Consider the following 18,987-nt stretch of genomic DNA (forward strand, 5'->3'; position numbering starts at 1 on the left):
GGGGGTGTGGGGGGCCCACGGTCGGCCTGGTGCGCAGGGGGCGGGGCGGGACAGTCCCGGTCAGCCGGCCGGGCCGGCCGGATTCGCCCAGCCGTCTCAGTCGGCGGAGTCGCTGGAGTTCGCCGAACTGCCGGAGTCGGCGGAACCGCCGGAGTTCGCCGAATCGTCCCCGCCGCGCGGCTTCTTCCGAACCGGCGCCGGGGAGTCGTCCGGGCTGTCGTCGCTCACCCTCGGCTTCGCCGGGGCGTCCTTCTGCTTCTTCTTCTCCGGCTTGCTGACCGGCGTGGCGGGCGAGTCGGCGGCCGAGCTGTTCGGGCTGTCCGCCGACTCGGGGGAGGGGTCGGTCCAGCCCGGGTCACCCGGGCTGTCGCCCGCCGAGTTCGCCGAGTCGAACGGCGACTCGCCCGTGCTGTCGGCCGACTCCGGCGAGTCGTCGGCCGCCCCGAGCGCCGGGTTGACCTCGGACTCCACCTGGATCGGCTGGACCCTGTCCCGTAGCTCGATACCGTCACTGGCCGCCGCGGCGCCCGCGGTGAGCCCGGCCACCAGGGCCGCGGCGCCGGCCCCGCCGGCGACGATCCGCCACGTACGGTTGATCCGCATCATGTCCTCCTCGTCAGGTTGTTCTGGAACCAGCTTCGGATCCGCTGATGAGATGGTCCTGACGCGCGGATGAGACCTCCCTCATCGGGTTGCGCCCCGGAGCCGCCGGGCACTGGACAGCCAGAGTTCCGCCAACTCCAACCGGGCCCGGGTGCCGGCGGGCCAGTTCCGCTCCTGGACCCGATGCGGTCCGGTGGCCAGCGAGAGCACCACGGCGGCGGTCCGGTAGCGCAGCGCGGCGGGGTCGACGACCCGTTCGAACGCGGCCAGGTACGCCGCACCGGCGCGCTGGATCACGGCGGCCCGGTCCCGGTGAAGTTGGGCCAGGACGGAGAGATGCCCGAGCAGGCAGCCCAGGTCGTCCAGCCGGTCACCGGGTCCGGCGGTGTCGACATCGAGCAGCCCGGTGATCCGGTGGTCCGAGACCAGCAGCTGTGCCTCGTACAGGTCGCCGTGCACGACGCCGCGTGGCCCACGTCCGGCCTCCGCGGTCAATGCCGCGGCCAGCCCGGTGGCCTGCCCGGCCACCTCGGGCAGCGCGGCGGCGATCACCTCTGCGTAGTGTGGCGCCCGGTCCAGCCAGGAGCGGCGGGGGCGGCCCTCGGCCAGCTCGGCGGGCAGCCGGTCCAGCAGGTTGAGCACCGCGCGTCCGGACGGGACGACGCTCCGGGACCGCAGCGCGTGACGCAGGGTCTGGCCGGGCAGCGCCTGCAGCACGAGCAGCCCGTCGGCGGTGTAGCCGAGGGTGGGCGCCGCCGGCAGGCCCGCGCCGACCAGCAGCCGGTGCCGCTCGTGCAGCGCGTGGACCTGCTCCGGCCGGACCACCTTCAGGAAGACACTGCCGGCCGTGCCGACCGCCTCGATCACCGCCCGACGGCGGGGCCGGTACGCCCGCACCCGCAACTCGACCGGCCCGGTGCCGAGGCCGAGGTCCCGCAGCAGCACGCCGACCGCCCGGGTGTCGTACGCGCTGGACAGTGCGGGCAGGGCCGGGTCGTACGGGAAGCGCCAGGCGGCCACCCGGTCGACGCCGTTGCCCAGCACCAGGGTGCCGGCCGGAGCGCGTCCGGTGCAGGCGGCCAGCCGCTCGTCGCGTACCCGCCCGTCGGGCCAGCGGACCCTGGCCTGGTACGCGGCGGTGGCCCGCCGTCCGGGCTGGTGCTCGACCTGCACGGCCCGCCAGCTGAGCAGTTCCGCGTCGGCGGTGTGCAGTACGGTACGCAGCACGTCCCCGGCGACCGGTCCGGTGAGCAGGGCGAGGTGCCGGTCGGGTTCGGTCTCCCGCCGGATGGCGGCGGTACTGGTTCTCGACATACCGGTGACGATGCCGGCCGGGGATGAGCCGGTGGTGAGCCGACGATGAGAGTCCGCTCAGGCCCGCCCCGGCTCAGACGGTGAGCCGGTAGCCGACGCCCCGGATCGTCCGGATGAGATCGCTGCCGAGCTTGCGCCGCAGGTATCCGATGTAGACGTCGACGACGTTCGACCCCGGATCGTGGGCCAGTCCCCAGACCCGGTCCAGCAGCTGTTCCCGACTCAGCACCTGCCCGGGATGTCGGAGCAGCGTCTCGGCGAGCAGGAACTCCCGACCGGTCAGCTCGACCGGTTCGCCGTCGACCAGGGCGGTACGCCGGACCAGGTCGAGCCGGACCGGCCCGGCCTGCAGCACGGTCGGGGTGGCCTGGCCGTGCTCGCGCAACCGGGCCCGGACCCGGGCGAGCAGCTCCTCGAAGCTGAACGGCTTGGTCATGTAGTCGTCGGCGCCCAGGTCCAGTCCGGCGACCCGGTCCGGCACGGCGTCGCGGGCGGTCAGCACGATCACCGGCAACCGTTCGCCCCGGGCCCGGATCTGGGCCAGCGCGGCCAACCCGTCCTGCCCGGGCAACCCCAGATCCAGGATGAGTACGTCGTAGTCACCGCTGCGGGCCGCGGCGGCGACCTCGATTCCGCTGGTCACCACGGTGGCGACGTAGCCGGCCGCACGTAGTCCCTTCGTGAGGAACGACGCGATCCGTGGTTCGTCCTCGGCGATCAGTACCCGGTTCACCGGCCTGCTCCGTCCGTCGTCGGCCGCACCACGCTCGGGGGCAGCACCAGGGTGAAGGTCGATCCGGCGCCGGGGACGCTGTCGACGGCGACGCCGCCCCGGTGCGCCTCGGCGATCGCGGCCACGATGGCGAGGCCCAGCCCGGCCCCCTCGGTGTGCCGGCGCGCGTGGCCGGCCCGGGCGAACCGGGCGAAGATGCGTTCCCGGTCCGCCGGCTCGATCCCGACGCCGGTGTCCCGGACCGACAGCAGCACCCGTCCCGGCTGGCCGGGGATCTCGGCCCGGGCGGAGAGTTCGATGGTGTCGCCGGCGTCGGTGAACTGGACCGCGTTCTGGGCGAGCTGCATCAGCGCCTGGGTGAGCCGCTGCCGGTCGGCCCAGACGGTGATCTCGTGGATGTCGCCGAGCCGCCAGTTCCGGTCGCCGAGCGCGACCGCCTTGGCGTACACGTCGTGGACCATCATGGCGATCTCCACGGTGCCGGGACGCAGGAAGTCGGGCTGCTCGGCCCGGGCGAGCATGAGCAGGTCGTTGACCATCCGGTTCATCCGGTCCAGCTCGTCGGTGATCAGTGCCACCGTCTCCGCCCGTTCCTCCGGGTCCTCGCCCATCAGCTCCAGGTGGCCGCGGACGATGGTGATCGGGGTCCGTAGTTCGTGTCCGGCGTCCGAGACGAACGCCTGTTGGGCGGCGAACGCCCGGTGCAGCCGGCCGAGCATGCCGTTGAAGGTGTCCGCGAGGTCGGCGACCTCGTCGGTGCCGGTGACCTCGATCCGCCGGGACAGGTCGGTCTCCTCGATGGTGCGGGCGGTCTCGGTCACCGTCCGCAGCGGGCGCAGCGCCCGCCCCATCGCCAGGTAGCCACCGGCCGCGACGACCACGATGACCAGGAGGCAGGCCAGCGCCATCAGCCGTACCGCGCGGTCGATCTCGGCGCGTCGCTCGGCGCCGAACTCGAGCACCACCACCTGGCCGCGTACCGCGCCGTCGATGACGACCGGTACGGCGAGCCAGCGCGCCGATCCGGCCGGGCTCTCCGCGATCCGGCCGTACCGGCTGTCGGTCAGTTCGGTCCAGCTCCGTACCAGGGCACTGTCCCGGGTCACGTCGTACGGCGGGTCGGTGGTCGCCCGGTGGAAGGCGCCGTCCACGAAGACCAGTACGACCTCGCCCGGCTGTGGCTCGTTGCGCAGCAGGTACGTGTCGGCGATGGCCCGCAGGTCGGTGCCGAACGGCTGACCGGTGGTCGGGTTCTGGCCGCCGACGAGCCGCCGGAACTCGGTCACCTCCTGCCGCATGTCGGTGGCGACCCGATTCTCCAGCTGGTTCAGCAGTACCTGTCGGATCACCACGACCGAGGCGAGGCTGGCCACGGCGAGCAGTGCCAGCGCCCAGCCCAGCAGGCGGAGCCGGAGGCCGAGCGGCGGCCGCCACCGCCGGTCCCGGCGCTCAGTCGTCGTTGTCGTCGTCGTCGGAGTCCCGGTCGTCCCCTGCGTCGTCGTCCCCTGCGTCGTCATCGTCATCGTCATCGTCGTCGCCGGAGTCACCGCTGCCGGAGTCGTCGCCCCCGGCGTCGTCGGCGGAGTCACCGCTGCCGGAGTCGTCACCGCCGGCGTCGTCGTCGGAATCGCCTCCGCCCGAGCTGCCCGCCCCGGACGGTGGGCGGTTGCCGCCGGGACGGTCGTCGTCACCACCGTCGTCTCCGCCGGATCCCGGTCCGTCGTCGCTGTCGTCGGTGTCGTCCGAGCCGGTTCCGGCGTCGTCATCGTCGTCTCCGCGCTGGGCTGGGCCGAGTCCGTCGTCGCCGGCCTGGTCGACTCCATCGTCGTCCTCATCGGTGGTGGTGGTCTGGTTGACCGGGCTGATGATCTGGATCGCCGGTACCGGATCGTGCGGGAGCAGCGCCGGCAGGCCGATCCCGGCGAGCAACCCGGCCAGCGCTCCCAGTCCGACGCCGGTGGCGACCTTCTGCGCGCTCATGACAGCAGAGCCTGCCCGAGCCGCATGACGTGTTGATGAGTCCCGGATGAGAAGCCTCTCATCCTCCCCGTCCCCGCCGGCTGCCCGACCACCGACCGGCCGTACGTAAAGAAAGCTTCACCTTCGGCTGAGCCCGCACTTACGGATCTTGCCCAGACTGGCCGGTATTCGCTGTGGGCCGACCGTGGGGGCGGGCATGACAGACATCGCGACATCCGACAGACCCATCCGGCGGGTCGCCGGCCGCAGGACCCGACGACGGCGGATCACCATCGCCGTGGTCGGCACCGTGTCCCTGCTGGCCACCCTGCTCGGCGTCCAGCCGGCCTGGGCGGTGACCTTCACCGTGACCAGCACCGCCGACCTGGTCGACGCCAACGTCGGCAACGGGATCTGCGCGACGAGCGCCGGCAGTTGCACCCTGCGGGCGGCGATCCAGGAGGCGAACGCCGCACTGCCCGCCGACACGATCCAGGTCCCGGCCGGCACCTACGAGATCACCCGGGCGCCGTCCGGCGGCAACGACGATGACACCGGCGACTTCGACGTCACCGCACCGGTGAACATCATCGGGGCCGGTGCCGCGAGCACCGTGCTGGACGGCGGCCAGCCGCCGGCCGGCGCGCCCGCCGAGCGACGCGGCCTGGACCGGCTGCTGGAGATCCACGAGAGCGCCGGCAACGTCACCGTCTCCGGACTCACCCTCCGCGAGGGGTACGACGCGGAACTCGGTGGGGCGGTCGCCAACCTCTCACCCGGGGTGCTGCGCCTCCAGGGCGTCTCGGTGCTGGACAGCCACGCCGGGATCTCCGGCGGCGGGATCGACATCGACGGCGAGGGCCGGGTCGAGATCACCGGCTCGACGATCCGGGGCAACACGACCGGCGGCGACGGCGGCGGCATCTCCCAGCAACACGAGGCCGAGCTGACCCTGACCGACACCTCGTTGACGCAGAACACCGCCGGTGCCGACGGCGGCGGGTTGAGCAGCGTCGGCAAGACCAGGCTCACCGTCGTCCGGGGCACCGTCTCCGGTAACACCGCCACCGGCAACGGCGGTGGGGTGCTCGCCGAGTCCGAACGGGCGACCACCGTCCGGGACACCGTCTTCACCGGCAACACCGCCGGTGACCCGGCCTCCGGCGACGGCGGTGGCGGCGGCCTCTACCTCGGCGGCAGCGCGGCGGCCACGGTGACCGGCAGTTCCTTCACCGAGAACAACGCGGTCGCCGAGGGCGGTGGGCTCGCGATCCACTCCGGCGGCGCGGTCACGGTCGCCGACGCGACGGTCCGGGACAACCACACCGACGCCGGCGGCGGCGGGGTGGAGAACAGCGGCATGCGGGTCACCCTGCTCCGGCTCACCGTCACCGGCAACACCGCGACCGGCGACGGCGGCGGCATCGAGAGCCAGGGCAGTGGGGCGTTCTCCATCGTCGACAGCACGGTCAGCCAGAACACCGCCGAACACGGCGGCGGGTTCGCCAACGTCGCCGACGGCAGCCTCCAGGTCACCGGGTCGACCTTCTGGGACAACCGGGCCCGGACGTACGGCGGCGGCATCCACAACGCCTCCGACGCCGAGGCGCTGATCGAGAACAGCACCTCCTCCGGCAACGTGGCCCAGGTCGCCGGCGGTGGTCTCTACACCGACGCCGACGCCGGGCTGCGGGTCGTCAACGTCACGATCAACCGCAACGTGGCCCCGTACGGCAGCGGCGTCGGCGACGAGCCGGGTGGGTCGGTCAACCACCCGGTCGAGCCGAGCACCTCGGTCATCTTCCGCAACACCGTCGTCGCCGGCAACCTGGCCGGCTCCGAGTGCAGTTTCGCCATCGGCTCCGAGGGTGGCAACCTGGACAGCGGCGACTCCTGCCACTTCCGGGGCAGCCGGGACCGGACCAACGCCGGCGACCCGAGGATCGACGCGATCGCCGACAACGGCGGGCCGAGCATGACCCACGCGATCCAGGACGACAGCTTCGCCCTGGACGGCGGCGTCGCCCCCTGCGCCCCGGTCGACCAGCGCGGCGTGACCCGACCGAAGAACACCACCTGTGACATCGGCGCCCTCGAACACGAGGGCCCGTTCCCGGCGGCCGACCTCACCGCGCCGGAGACCTCGGTCGCCTCCGGTCCCACCTTCGCCGCCGAGCGGGCCACCTTCACCTTCGCCGGCACCGACAACGTCACCCCCGCCGGTGAGCTGCTCTTCGAGTGCCGGGTGCTGCCCGCCGACATGGACCCGCAGGACCCGACCGAGCCGCCGGACCCCGAGTTCATGTTCCTCGGCTGCCCCAACCCGTACGAGCTGCTCGACATCGAGCTGGGGCAGAACACCCTGGAGGTACGGGCGATCGACCGGGCCGGCAACGTCGACCCGACCCCGGCGGTGCACGTCTTCACCGGCGGCGAGGACGTCACGCCCCCGGAGACCACCTTCGCCAGCACCCCGCCGAACCCGAGCGTGGGTCGGACCGCGGTCTTCTCCTTCCTCGGCACCGACGACCTGACCCCGACGAACCTGCTCGGGTACGAGTGCCGGATCGACAGCACCGACGAGGCGGCCTGGCTGGAGTGCGCCAGCCCGTGGAGCTTCTCCAACCTGACCACCGGCACCCACACCGTGCACGTACGTGCCATCGACGAGGGGGACAACGTCGACCCGACGCCGGCGACGTACACCTGGACGGTCTCCTCGCCGACCGACTGTGACGCCTCGAACCTGGTCCTCGGCGCCGACGCGGACACCTTCGTCGACGAGGCGGAGACGCTGACCAACTTCGGTATCGCCGAGGGGCTGGACGTCCGCTCCCAGGCACCCGGGATGGACGCCCGTACGCTGGTCCGTTTCCCGCTGCCCACCGACGTGCCGGCTGCCTGCGAACTGACCTCGGCGACCCTGCGGCTGCACGCCGACGGCGACCCGGGCCGGACCCTGGAGGCGGTACCGATCGCCGCGGCCTGGACCGAGACCCAGGTGACCTGGGCCAACCAGCCGCCGACCACCGGCGCCGTCGCGCGGACCGGCTCCGGCGGCGGATTCCGGGAGTGGACCGTCACCGACCAGGTCGCGGCGATGCTCGCCGGTACCCCGAACCACGGCTTCCTGATCCGCGACCTGGTCGAGGAGGGCGAGGGCCACGAGTCCACCTTTGCCTCCCGGAACACCGTCGCCGAACCGCCGCAGGTGCCGCAACTGGTGCTCCGGTTCGACGGTCCGGGCGCTCCGCAGCCACCGGCCCCGCCGGCCCCGATACCGACCACGGTCAGCTGCGGACAGGTGTTGACCCAGAGCACCCGGCTGCTCAACGACCTCACCGACTGCCCGTTGGACGGCCTGGTGATCGGTGCCCCGGACATCGAGGTCGACCTGGACGGGCACACCGTCGACGGCCCCGGCTACTTCCCGGGCCAGCCCGGCTCGCCGTACGAGGTGCCCGAGCTGGGGCTGCCGGCCGGCATCCGCAACGTCGGTTTCGGCAACGTCCGGATCACCGGTGGTGACGGCGGCACGGTCAAGGGCTTCGGCTACGGGGTACTGCTGATGGCCGGCACCCGGTTCAACCAGGTCACCGGCCTGACAATCCGGGAGAACGCCACCGCCGGGATCGAGCTGAACAACGCCGACGACGGGCGCAACGCCAACCTGGTCAGCGGCAACACGCTGGACGCCAACGAGGTCGGCGTCTCGTTGCTCGCCGGCTCGGAGCACAGCGTGGTCCGGGACAACTCCTTCACCGGCAACCTGGGCGTGGCGCTCTGGCTGCAGGACGCCACCGGACACCTGGTCGAGGAGAACACCGTCAGCGGGATCACCACCGACCCGACGATCAACAGCGACGGTGGTTTCCTGCTCGAGGACGCCCGGGACAACCGGCTGCTCGGCAACACCCTCGCCGACACCGGTGACGGCGGCATCCTGGTCACCGAGGGGTCGCACCGCAACCGGATCGAGGGCAACACCATGACCCGGGTCGGCGACGCCGGGATCTCGGTGCAGGACTCCGACGGCGCGGTGGTCGTGGACAACGTCGCACACCTGTCCGCGGACGTCGGGATCGGGCTCAGCGGCTCGACCGGGGCGACGGTGCGTGGCAACGACGTACGGTTCAACCCGGGCGGCGTGGAGCTGGAGGCGTCCAGCGACAACCTGGTCGAGTCCAACGACGCCAGCCACTCCGGCGGGGCGGGCATCTCGGTGCTGCCCGACTCGCTGCGCAACCTGATCCTGGACAACGTCGTGACCGGCTCGGCCGGTGGCGGCATCGCGGTCGAGGGCGCCGGGGTGGACCCGGACGGGATCCCGCTCGGCCCGAACGTCATCGAGCGCAACGAGGTGGTCGGCAACGCCGGCGACGGCATCTCGGTCGCCGAGGCCGGGCACCGGCTGGCCGACAACGTGGCCCACCACAACGCCGCGTTCGGCATCGACGCCGCCGAGGGCACCACCGACGGCGGGGGCAACGTCGCCGGCGGCAACGGCGAACCCGAGCAGTGCCGGGGCGTGGTCTGCGGGGCCGGCACTCCGGGGGCACCGCCGGCACCCGACCAGACCGCACCCGACACCAGCATCACCACCACCCCGCCGAATCCGAGCAGCAGTCTGGCCAGCATCCGGTTCGGCTTCACCGGCACCGACAACGTGGCCCCGCCGACCGCACTGCGCTTCCAGTGCCGGCTGGACCCGCCGCCGGACCCACCGGCCCCGGAACCGGAGCCCGGTGAACCGCCGCAGCCGCCGGACGTGGACAACTGGGTCGAGTGCACCGACCCGACGACGTACCACTTCCTCTTCGCCGGGGTGCACCGGTTCGAGGTACGCGCGGTCGACCCGTTCGACAACGTGGACCTGACCCCGGCCACCCACACCTGGACGGTGGCCGCCGTACCGCCCGGACCGGACGAGGCACCGCCGAACACGACCCTCTTCCAGATGCCGGACCTGGCCGCCACCAGCCCGGTCGCCACCTTCGGCTTCCGGGGCAGCGACAACAACACCCCCGGACCGAACCTGCGCTACGAGTGCCGGCTCGACGGCGGTGACTACGGGCCCTGCCTGAGCCCGAAGTCGTACGCCGGGCTGTCGTTGGGCAACCACACCTTCGAGGTCCGGGCGGTGGACCTCGCGGACAACGCCGACCCGACGCCGGCCACGTACACCTGGAGCGTCGCCCCGGCGCCGGCGGACACCACGCCGCCGGACACCACCGTCGACACCGCCCCGGACGCCAGCACGGTGCACACGGACGCCAGCTTCGCCTTCTCGGCCAGCGAGGCCGGCTCGACCTTCGAGTGCTCGCTGGACGGCTCGGCCTTCGCCCCGTGCGTCTCACCGCGCACCTACGTCGGGCTCTGGGCCACCAGCCACGAGTTCCGGGTCCGGGCGACCGACCCGGCCGGCAACACCGACCCGACCCCGGCGGCCCACGCCTGGACCATCGGGGCGGCGCCGGTACCGACCCAGGTGGCCTGCGGACAGACCGTCACCCGGAGCATCGTGCTGACCAACGGCCTGACCAACTGCGCCAACGGCCTGGTAGTCGGCGCGGCCGGAATCACCATCGACCTGAACGGTTTCGTCCTGGACGGCACCGGCGGGTCGGGGGTGGGCATCCGCAACAACGGACACGACCAGGTCACCGTCACGAACGGGGCGGTGGTCGGATTCGGGTACGGCGTGCAGTTGAACACCGGTACGTCCGGCAACATCCTCGACAACCTGTCACTGAGCGGACACCTGACGGCGGGCATCCAGCTCACCGACGCCGACAACGGCAGCGCCGGCAACCTGATCCGGGGCAACACCCTGGACACCAACGGCGCCGGCATCCTGCTCACCGCCGGCAGTCAGGGCAGTGTGCTGCGGGACAACACGATCAGCCGCAGCGCCGGTGAGGGCCTCCACCTCGTCGGCTCCAGCGGCAACCGGGTCGAGGCCAACCGGGTCAGCGGATCCAGCGGGATCGGCGTCCGGTTGGACGGGTCGGCCGAGAACAGCCTGCTCGGCAACACCGTGCTGGACAGCTCCGACCCGGCGCTGGTTCTGGAGGCGGCGGCGAACAACAACCGGGTCGAGGGCAACGAGCTGACCGAGAGCGAAGCCGGGATCGTGGTCGTCGACGCGAGCGGCAACGACCTGATCGCCAACGTCGCCACCGGCAACAGCGACACCGGGATCAGCCTGGAGAACGCCCGGACGAACGTGCTGCGCGGCAACGACGCGCGGTTCAACAGCAGCGGCATCGAGCTGTACGCCTCGTCGGGCAACCGGATTGAGTCCAACGACGTCAGCGACTCCTCGTCCGACGGCATCTCGCTCGGCGACGGCTCGCTGAACAACGTGGTGGTGCTGAACACCGCAGACGGCACCTCGTCGACGGGCATCTCGGTGGAGGCCGAGGTGCTTCCGGAGAGCACCGACCCGGGCAACGTGATCGACCGGAACACCGCCGGCAACAACAACAGTGGCGGCATCCACGTCGGCAAGCCCGGGCACCGGATCTCGGCGAACGTCGCCGACAACAACGACGGCTGGGGCATCTACGCCGAGACCGGCAACGTCGACGGCGGCGGGAACCGGGCCACCGGCAACAGCGAGCCGGCCCAGTGCCACCAGGTGGTCTGCGACGGGTCCGCACCGGTGCCACCGGAGGCGCTGCCGCCGGACACGCTGATCGTGGACGAGCCGCCGAACCCGAGCAACAGCACGACGGCGAGCTTCACCTTCACCGGTATCGACGACAACACCTCGCTCTACGACCTGGGTTTCGAGTGCCGCCTCGACAGCACCAGCGAGACGGCCTGGGAACAGTGCGAGAACCCGCAGACGTACGGCAACCTGGCCGCGGGGACGCACACCTTCGAGGTACGGGCGGTCGACCTGGCCGACAAGGTCGACCCGACGCCGGCAACGTACACCTGGGTGGTGGCACTGTCGCCACCGGGCGTGCCCCCGGTGACGACGATCAGTGCCGGCCCGCCGGCCGGGACGGCGGCCCGGACCGCGTTGTTCACCTTCTTCGCCAACGAGGACGCGACGTTCGAGTGCGCGGTGGACGGAGCGGCGTTCGCCGACTGCGTCTCGCCGGTGCTCTACGAGGACCTGCTGCCCGGCACGCACGAGTTCCGGGTGCGGGCCCGGGACGCGGAGGGCAACGTGGAACCGACTCCGGCCACCCGGACCTGGACAGTCACCGGCCCGCCGGTGGTGACCCTGGTCGCCGCGCCGGACCTGGAGGACACCGGTACGACCGCGACGTTCGCCTTCACCGCGAACGAGCCGGTGGCCCGGTTCGAGTGCTCGCTCGACCTGGCCGCGTTCACCCCGTGTCTCTCGCCGGCGGTCTACCCCGACCTGGCCGTCGGTGACCACCACTTCCGGGTGCGTGCCGTCGACCTGGACGGGATGACCTCCGGCGAGGAGGAGATGGCCGAGCACGAGTGGGCCGTGGTCCTCGGCCCGGACACCGTGGCACCGGAGACGGTGGTCGCCTCGGGGCCGGCGAACCCGAGCCCGACCGGTACGGTGAGTTTCACCTTCACCGGCACCGACAACGTCACCGCCCCGGCGGGTCTGCTCTTCGAGTGCCGCCTCGACAGCCAGAACGAGGCCGACTTCGTCGAGTGCACCAGCCCGTACGGCTATCCGAACCTGGAGCTGCCCGCGGAGTTGGAGCCGGGCCCGCACGTCTTCGAGGTCCGGGCCGTCGACCAGGAAGACAACGTCGACCCGACCCCGGCCAGCTACTCGTGGACGGTGGCCGGGGAGCCGGTGGCGCCGCAGACCACCATCGCGGCGGCGCCGGAGATCAGCACGGTGGCCACCACCGCCACCTTCAGCTTCGGCGCCAGCCAGCCCGGCTCGACCTTCGAGTGCGCGTTGGACGGGGCGGCGTTCGCCCCCTGCACCTCCCCGAAGGAGTACGCCGACCTCGCGGTCGGTGACCACACCTTCGCGGTACGGGCGACGAACGGCGCCGGGGCACCGGACGCCACCCCGGCGGTCTTCGAATGGACGGTGCAGCCGCCGCCGGACACCACGGCACCGCAGACGTCGCTGGACAGCACCCCGCCGTCGACGACGACCAGTCCGACCGCCTCGTTCACCTTCAGCGCGGACGAACCGGACGTGACCTTCGAGTGCTCGCTGGACGGTGCGCCGTTCACCGGGTGTGTCGCACCGGTCAACCTCGCCGGACTGGCGGTCGGCGGGCACGAGTTCCGGGTCCGGGCGGTCGACGCGGCCGGCAACGTCGACGCCACCCCGGCCGGCTGGAGCTGGACGGTGTCCGCACCGCCGAGCTGTGCCGCGCCGGGGTCGGTGACGCTGGGCGCGAACGCCGACAGCTGGGTGCTGCAGTCGTCGTCCTCGAGCAACTACGGGCAGGACTCGACGATCAAGGTGGACAGCAAGTCGGGAAACAACGCCCGGGTGCTGGTCCGGTTCAACCTGCCGGCGATCCCGTCCGGCTGCCAGGTGACCAGCGCCCGACTGCGGCTCCACGCCGGGTCGTACAAGACCGGCCGGACGCTGCAGGCGGTACCGGTCGCGGCGGCCTGGTCGGAGGCGAACGTCCGGTGGAACAACCAGCCGGCGGCCACGGGTACCGCGGCCACCACCGCGTCCGGTGCGGGGTACCGGGAATGGACGGTGACCGGTCAGGTCGGCGGTATGTACGCGAACGGCAACTTCGGTTTCCTGATCCGCGACTCGGTGGAGAACGGCAACGGCGTCGAGCAGGCGTTCAACAGCCGGGAGAAGGGGAGTGACAACCCACCGAGACTGGTGGTCACCTTCGGCTGAGCCGTTGACGCCGGCCGGGTGCCGGGCCACCGTCGCCACGGCGCGGGCCTGCGGCCGGCGTCACCGGAACCGCCCCCTCGACAGTGTCGAGGGGGCGGTTCGTCGGGTACGGCGGCGGGGTGACCAGCCCCTGGACCTGGTGATGAACATGTGCTTAACAATTGATGAATCACAGTCGGACAGCGCATGAGAGAGGCTAGTCGGAACGGCCATTCGGCACGGGTGAGCGGACGGGTCCGCTCAGGCCATTCGATGAATCCCGACGGTTCTACATCGGACGTACGATGCGTGAGGACACCGACACGAAGTGACAGCGCGCGTTCACCGCGCTGGTGGTGACCTCACGAAGGAGACGGTCGGATGCTGGGTCGCCCGGGCTGGTCCCGCGCCACCAGGAGCATCCACACCCGGATCCTGCTGTCGTACATCGCGCTGATCGTCCTCTCCGGCGGGCTCTGCGCGGTCGCCATCCACGAGGTGCTGCTGATCCGCCTCGAGAGCCAGGTGGCGGAGGCGGTGCAACAGGAGTTTCTCGAGATCGACCGACTGATCGCCGACGGCCGCGATCCCCGTACCGGCACCGCCTTCAGCTCCGTGCCGGACGTCTTCGACGTCTACTTCCGGCGCAACGTACCGAGCCACGAGGAGGCGCTGCTCGCCTTCGTCGACGGTCAGCTCCACCACGCGGCGCTGAGCCGGTTCCCGATCGACCGGCTGCCCGACCCCACCCTGCGGGTCTTCGCCACCTCTGCCCGCCCGTACGCGGTCACCGACGGCAGTCCGCCGCTGGGCCGGTTCGACACCAGTCGGGGCGAGGCCTACTACGGCATCCTGCCGGTCCGGGTCGGGGCCAGCACCGGTGCGTTCGTGGTGACGGTGCTGCCGGTGACCCAACGTCGGGAGATCGCCGACCTGCAGACGTACGCCGCCAGCGCGCTGCTCGGGGTGGCGCTGCTCGCCTCCGGCTGCGCCTGGCTGCTCACCGGCCGGATCCTCGGTCCGGTCCGGCAGCTCACCGAGACCGCCCGGCTGATCTCGCAGTCCGACCTCACCCGACGGATCCCGATCGCCCGCCAGCACGAGGCGGCGGAGATGGCCCGCACCTTCAACGCCATGCTCGACCGGTTGGAGGCGGTGTTCCGGCGGGAACGGGAGTTCCTGCTCGACGCCAGCCACGAGCTGCGCGGGCCGGTCACCATCTCGCTCGGCAACCTCGGCCTGCTGCGGCAGCGGCTCACCGACGACGAGGCCGGTACGACGATCGCGTTGATCAGTGACGAACTCGACCGGATGGGCCGGATCGTCGGCGACCTGCACCTGCTCGCCGACGTGCCGCATCCGCAGTTCCTCCAGCCGGAGCGGATCGACCTGGAAACCTTCGTCGCCGACCTGGCGGTCAAGGTGAGCGCGCTAGCCCGCCGGCAGTGGCACGTGGACGCGCTGCCCGAGGGTGTCCTGGTGGCCGACCGGCACCGGCTCACCGAGGCGGTGGTCAACCTGGCCGACAACGCGGTGCGGCACACCAGCGAGGCGGACACCGTCGCGATCGGCGCGGCGGTCCGGCCGGACCGGGTCGAGCTGTGGGTCCGGGACAGCGGGTGTGGGGTGGCGCTCGGCGACCAGCCGTACATCTTCGACCGGTTCCGCCGGGGCACCGGCGCGTACCTGCGCTATCCCGGATCCGGTCTCGGGCTGGCCATCGTACGGGCGGTCGCTGAGGCACACGGCGGGCGGGTCGAACTGCTCAGCCGGCCCGGATCCGGCGCCCGGTTCACCCTGGTGATTCCACGACCGGAAGGGGAGGCGCACCGTGGCGCGGATCCTGATCGCTGAGGACGACGTGCGGACCGCCGCCTTCCTCGACAAGGGGCTACGCGCGAACGGTTGGTCGACGGTGCACGTCACCGAGGCCGGCCAGGCCGAGGAGTTCGCCCTGGCCGACGACTTCAACCTGCTCATCCTCGACATCGGACTGCCCGGCCGCAGCGGTTTCGAGGTGCTGCGGACACTGCGGGCCCGGGGTTCGCGGCTGCCGGTGCTGGTGCTCACCGGCCGGGCCCGGGCGCACGACGTGGTGGCGTGCCTGGACGCCGGGGCCGACGACTACATGCCCAAACCGTTCCGGTTCGAGGAGTTGCTGGCCCGGGTACGGGCCAGGATCCGTGACGTCGGTTCGGACGAGCCACGGACCCTGGTCGCCGGCCCGGTCCGGCTCGACCTCTGGTCGCGGCGGGTCACCGTGCACGGCCGCGACGTCACCCTCACCGGCCGGGAGTTCCTGCTGCTGGAGACGCTGATCCGGCACGCGGGTCGGGTACTCAGCCGGGAGCAGCTGCTCTCCCACGCCTGGGGTTACGACTTCGACCCGGGCACCAACCTGGTCAACGTATACGTCAGCACGCTGCGGAAGAAGCTCGGTGGCGACGTCATCGAGACGTTGCGGGGCTTCGGTTACCGGCTGCGCAACTCCTGACCGGGCCGGTCACGGCGCCGGCCCGGGATGTCCGGGGCACACCGGCGCGCAGCGGCTCGTCTGCCGGGTACGGGACAGCTGAGGAGTTGCCGTCCTCAGTAGCATCGAGCCATGCCAGGGCACACGCAAGTCGAGAAGTCCGGTTCACCGGAAGACACCGAGCTCGGCGCCGCCTCCGAGTCCACCGCCGAACCGGCCGCCGAGCCGAAGCCACGGCGTCGCCGGACCCGGCGGATCGTTCTCATCACGCTGCTGGTGCTGGCCCTGCTGGGGGGTGGCGGCGCGGTCGCGGCCGGGCTCTACGTCCGGTCGGTGGAGAAGGGCATCGAACGTGTCGAGGCGTTCGAGCAGGTGCCCGAGGAGTCACGGCCGGTCAAGGTGGCACAGGGCGCCAAGAACATCCTGATCCTGGGCAGTGACACCCGTGATCCGTCGAACACCGGCGGCTCCCGCAGTGACACCATCATCCTCGCCCACCTGCCGAAGGACCGGTCGAGTGCCCAGCTCATCTCGATCCCCCGGGACACCTGGGTCAACGTGCCGAAGAGCAAGGACGGTCAACGGGGCGGCCGGGACGCCAAGATCAACGCCGCGTACGCCTGGGGCGGCATCCCGATGATGGTGCAGACGGTGGAGAAGTTCACCAAGGTCCGCATCGACCACGTGGCGCTCGTCGACTTCGCCGGGTTCAAGGAGATCGTCGACGCGCTCGGCGGCGTGGAAATCAACGTGGAGAAGGGCTTCACCTCGACCCACTCCCTGCTGCCGGGCGGGCGTCGCGAGTTTCCGCAGGGCAAGCAGGTGATGGACGGTGCGGAGGCGCTCGACTACGCACGGGAGCGGTACGCCTTCGCGGACGGCGACTTCGCGCGGATCCGCCACCAGCAGCAGGTGATCCGGGCCATCCTGGACAAGGCCGTCTCCGGTGGCACCCTGGCCAACCCCGCCAAGCTCAACGCCTTCGTCAAGGCGTCCGCGGACTCCGTCTCGGTCGACAAGACCCTCTCGTTGCTCGACCTCGGGATGGAACTCCGCCACCTGCGCAGCGGCAACCTCACCTTCGTCACCAGTCCGTCCCGGGGCACCGGTCGGGTCGGCACCGAGAGTGTGGTGTTCGCGGATTCCGACAAGGCCGACAAGTTCTACGACGCCGTCCGCCGCGACGCGGTGCCGGAAATTCTGCGCGCCGGCAAGTAACCGCGTGGTGGTCACCCGGTCGACCGCCCACCGACCGGCAGTACGTCGGCCGCCAGCGGTCGACCGGCAGTCGTCACCTGACGTGGTGGCGGACGCTGGTTAGCCTCGACCCGTACATCCGTCGACGTTCGGTCGTGCGGCGGATGACGGAGCGCACACCGGTCCCGCCGTCGTGCGTGGTGACGGAGGACTGTGGAGTACGGCTCTGACGGCGCGGCTCGCGTGGTCGTATCCTGCTGACGGTCACTCGCCGCGCCACAGGCCGTGCCGATGCCATGGGGGAGGTCCTTGCAATGTCGAGCAGGGCGACGACGCAGCATGGCACGGCGGCGGAATCGCCGGTCGCCGACTCCGAACCGGTGGCGGCGGTCGTGGATTCCGGTAAACCAGCCGAACCGGACAGTCGCCGGGGGACAGCGGCGGATCACGCCCCACCACCGGAGATTCCGCGCCCCCGGCGGGATGGGGAGGGCCTCGTCGCGGCACCACCCCGTCCGGGTCTCGACACCACGGCGGTGCTGCCGTACGCCGGTTCCGCCGCCTCCACCCGGACCCGGCGGCTGCGCGCCTGGATGTTGACCGCTCCGGTCGACCTTGTCGCCCTGCTGGCACCGCTCGCGCTCTCCGACCGGTACTGGCGGGGCACCCTGTTCACCGCCGCGTTCACCGTCACCATCTTCGCCACCGGCGGGCTCTACCGTGGCCGCCGGCACATGAGCATCCTCGACGAGCTGCCGAACCTCTTCGGGCGGCTGCTCGCCTCGGCCGCCATCGTGGCCATCATCGCCGCGCTGCGACACAACTCGGTCGAGTACATGGCCGGCTTCATGCGCGGGGTGGCGCTCTCCGCCGGCCTGGTCATCGTGGGCCGCGCGGTCACCCGTGCCCTGGTCGTCACGGCCCGCCGTCGCCGCTGGGTGGAGCACAACGCCATCATCATCGGCGGCGGCCCGGTCGCGGTCGAGCTGGCCCGGCTGCTGCGCCGTAATCCCCGGTACGGCCTGCGGTTCGTCGGCTGTGTCGACGCCACCCCCCGGTCGGGACCCGGCGCCATCCCACTCATCGGCACCCTCGACGACCTCGAGGAACGTATCGTGACCACCGAGACGGACGTGCTGATCATCGCCGAGCCCGACTGTGCCGAGTCCGTGCTGATGGAGCTGCTGCGTCGACCCGCCAGCGCCCGCTGCGACCTCTGGGCCGTACAGCGGCTGTGGGGTTCACACTCCCCGGGCGGACTGCCCGACCACATCGGGGCGATCCCGGTCGTCCGGGTCCGGCACACCACCCTGTCCGGTCCCCGCTGGCTGCTCAAGCGGACCTCCGACGTCGTCCTGGCCTCGGTCGCGCTCATCGTGCTCAGTCCGGTCGTACTCGTCTGCGCCCTGCTGACCTTTCTGGAGGGCGGTCGGGGCATCCTGTTCCGGCAGGTGCGGATCGGCCAGTACGGCCGGCCCTTCCACGTCATCAAGTTCCGCACCATGCGGCCCCGGGACGACGAGGAGGCGGCGACGACCTGGTCCATCGCGGAGGACCGCCGGGTCGGCCCGATCGGCCGCTTCATGCGTCGTACCTCGCTGGACGAGTTGCCGCAGCTCTGGAACATCCTGCGGGGTGACATGACGGTGGTCGGCCCCCGCCCCGAACGTCCGTACTTCGTGGCGAAGTTCAGCGCGGAGCACCCCGACTACGCGATGCGACACCGGGTGCCGGTCGGGCTGACCGGGTTGGCCCAGGTGAGCGGCCTGCGCGGCGACACCCCGATTTCCGACCGGGCGCGGTTCGACAACTACTACATCGAGAACTGGTCGCTCTGGCTGGACGTCAAGGTGCTGCTGCGTACCGTCGCGGAGGTGCTGGGCGGTCGGGGCCGGTGACGGT

General features: G+C 71.6%; 10 protein-coding genes. 5 read left to right on the forward strand and 5 right to left on the reverse strand.

Features of this window, described 5'->3' with window-relative positions; all coding sequences use genetic code 11:
- Positions 1–96 precede the first annotated feature (96 nt).
- The 5 genes from V1633_RS35725 to V1633_RS35745 form a co-directional block, all read right to left on the reverse strand.
- On the reverse strand, positions 97–603 hold the full coding sequence (locus tag V1633_RS35725) for a hypothetical protein (protein WP_331218607.1): 507 nt from the start codon (positions 601–603) through the stop codon (positions 97–99).
- A gap of 81 nt (positions 604–684) precedes the next feature.
- Positions 685–1,917 (reverse strand): phosphotransferase, encoded by a 1,233-nt coding sequence (locus V1633_RS35730; RefSeq protein ID WP_331218608.1) that lies wholly within the window; start codon positions 1,915–1,917, stop codon positions 685–687.
- Between the two features lie 73 nt (positions 1,918–1,990).
- Positions 1,991–2,650, reverse strand: coding sequence for a response regulator transcription factor (locus V1633_RS35735; RefSeq protein ID WP_331218609.1), 660 nt, complete (start codon positions 2,648–2,650; stop codon positions 1,991–1,993).
- Complete coding sequence (locus V1633_RS35740) at positions 2,647–4,173, reverse strand: sensor histidine kinase (protein WP_331218610.1); 1,527 nt, start codon at positions 4,171–4,173, stop codon at positions 2,647–2,649. Before V1633_RS35740 ends, V1633_RS35735 begins: the two co-directional genes overlap by 4 nt.
- Positions 4,100–4,630 (reverse strand): hypothetical protein, encoded by a 531-nt coding sequence (locus tag V1633_RS35745; RefSeq protein ID WP_331218611.1) that lies wholly within the window; start codon positions 4,628–4,630, stop codon positions 4,100–4,102. Before V1633_RS35745 ends, V1633_RS35740 begins: the two co-directional genes overlap by 74 nt.
- A 196-nt stretch (positions 4,631–4,826) precedes the next feature.
- Between V1633_RS35745 and V1633_RS35750 the strand changes: the two genes are divergently transcribed.
- The 5 genes from V1633_RS35750 (at position 4,827) to V1633_RS35770 (ending at position 18,983) form a co-directional block, all read left to right on the forward strand.
- Positions 4,827–13,436: a right-handed parallel beta-helix repeat-containing protein gene (locus V1633_RS35750; RefSeq protein ID WP_331218612.1), complete on the forward strand. Its 8,610-nt coding sequence runs from the start codon at positions 4,827–4,829 to the stop codon at positions 13,434–13,436.
- A gap of 360 nt (positions 13,437–13,796) precedes the next feature.
- Positions 13,797–15,269, forward strand: coding sequence for a HAMP domain-containing sensor histidine kinase (locus V1633_RS35755; protein ID WP_331218613.1), 1,473 nt, complete (start codon positions 13,797–13,799; stop codon positions 15,267–15,269).
- Positions 15,247–15,909 (forward strand): response regulator transcription factor, encoded by a 663-nt coding sequence (locus V1633_RS35760; RefSeq protein ID WP_331218614.1) that lies wholly within the window; start codon positions 15,247–15,249, stop codon positions 15,907–15,909. Before V1633_RS35755 ends, V1633_RS35760 begins: the two co-directional genes overlap by 23 nt.
- Positions 15,910–16,020: 111 nt before the next feature.
- Complete coding sequence (locus tag V1633_RS35765) at positions 16,021–17,106, forward strand: LCP family protein (protein WP_331218615.1); 1,086 nt, start codon at positions 16,021–16,023, stop codon at positions 17,104–17,106.
- Positions 17,107–17,399: 293 nt separating this feature from the next.
- Positions 17,400–18,983: a sugar transferase gene (locus tag V1633_RS35770; RefSeq protein WP_331218616.1), complete on the forward strand. Its 1,584-nt coding sequence runs from the start codon at positions 17,400–17,402 to the stop codon at positions 18,981–18,983.
- Positions 18,984–18,987 lie beyond the last annotated feature (4 nt).

This window comes from Plantactinospora sonchi (assembly GCF_036422035.1).
Lineage (GTDB): Bacteria > Actinomycetota > Actinomycetes > Mycobacteriales > Micromonosporaceae > Plantactinospora > Plantactinospora sonchi.

Bases quoted from the DNA above. Each gene is read 5' to 3' on its own strand.
- V1633_RS35745 (WP_331218611.1), bottom strand. From the start codon at position 4,630: ATGAGCGCGCAGAAGGTCGCCACCGGCGTCGGACTGGGAGCGCTGGCC.
- V1633_RS35755 (WP_331218613.1), top strand. From the start codon at position 13,797: ATGCTGGGTCGCCCGGGCTGGTCCCGCGCCACCAGGAGCATCCACACC.
- V1633_RS35740 (WP_331218610.1), bottom strand. From the start codon at position 4,173: ATGACGATGACGACGCAGGGGACGACGACGCAGGGGACGACCGGGACT.
- V1633_RS35725 (WP_331218607.1), bottom strand. From the start codon at position 603: ATGCGGATCAACCGTACGTGGCGGATCGTCGCCGGCGGGGCCGGCGCC.
- V1633_RS35765 (WP_331218615.1), top strand. From the start codon at position 16,021: ATGCCAGGGCACACGCAAGTCGAGAAGTCCGGTTCACCGGAAGACACC.
- V1633_RS35730 (WP_331218608.1), bottom strand. From the start codon at position 1,917: ATGTCGAGAACCAGTACCGCCGCCATCCGGCGGGAGACCGAACCCGAC.
- V1633_RS35770 (WP_331218616.1), top strand. From the start codon at position 17,400: ATGTCGAGCAGGGCGACGACGCAGCATGGCACGGCGGCGGAATCGCCG.
- V1633_RS35750 (WP_331218612.1), top strand. From the start codon at position 4,827: ATGACAGACATCGCGACATCCGACAGACCCATCCGGCGGGTCGCCGGC.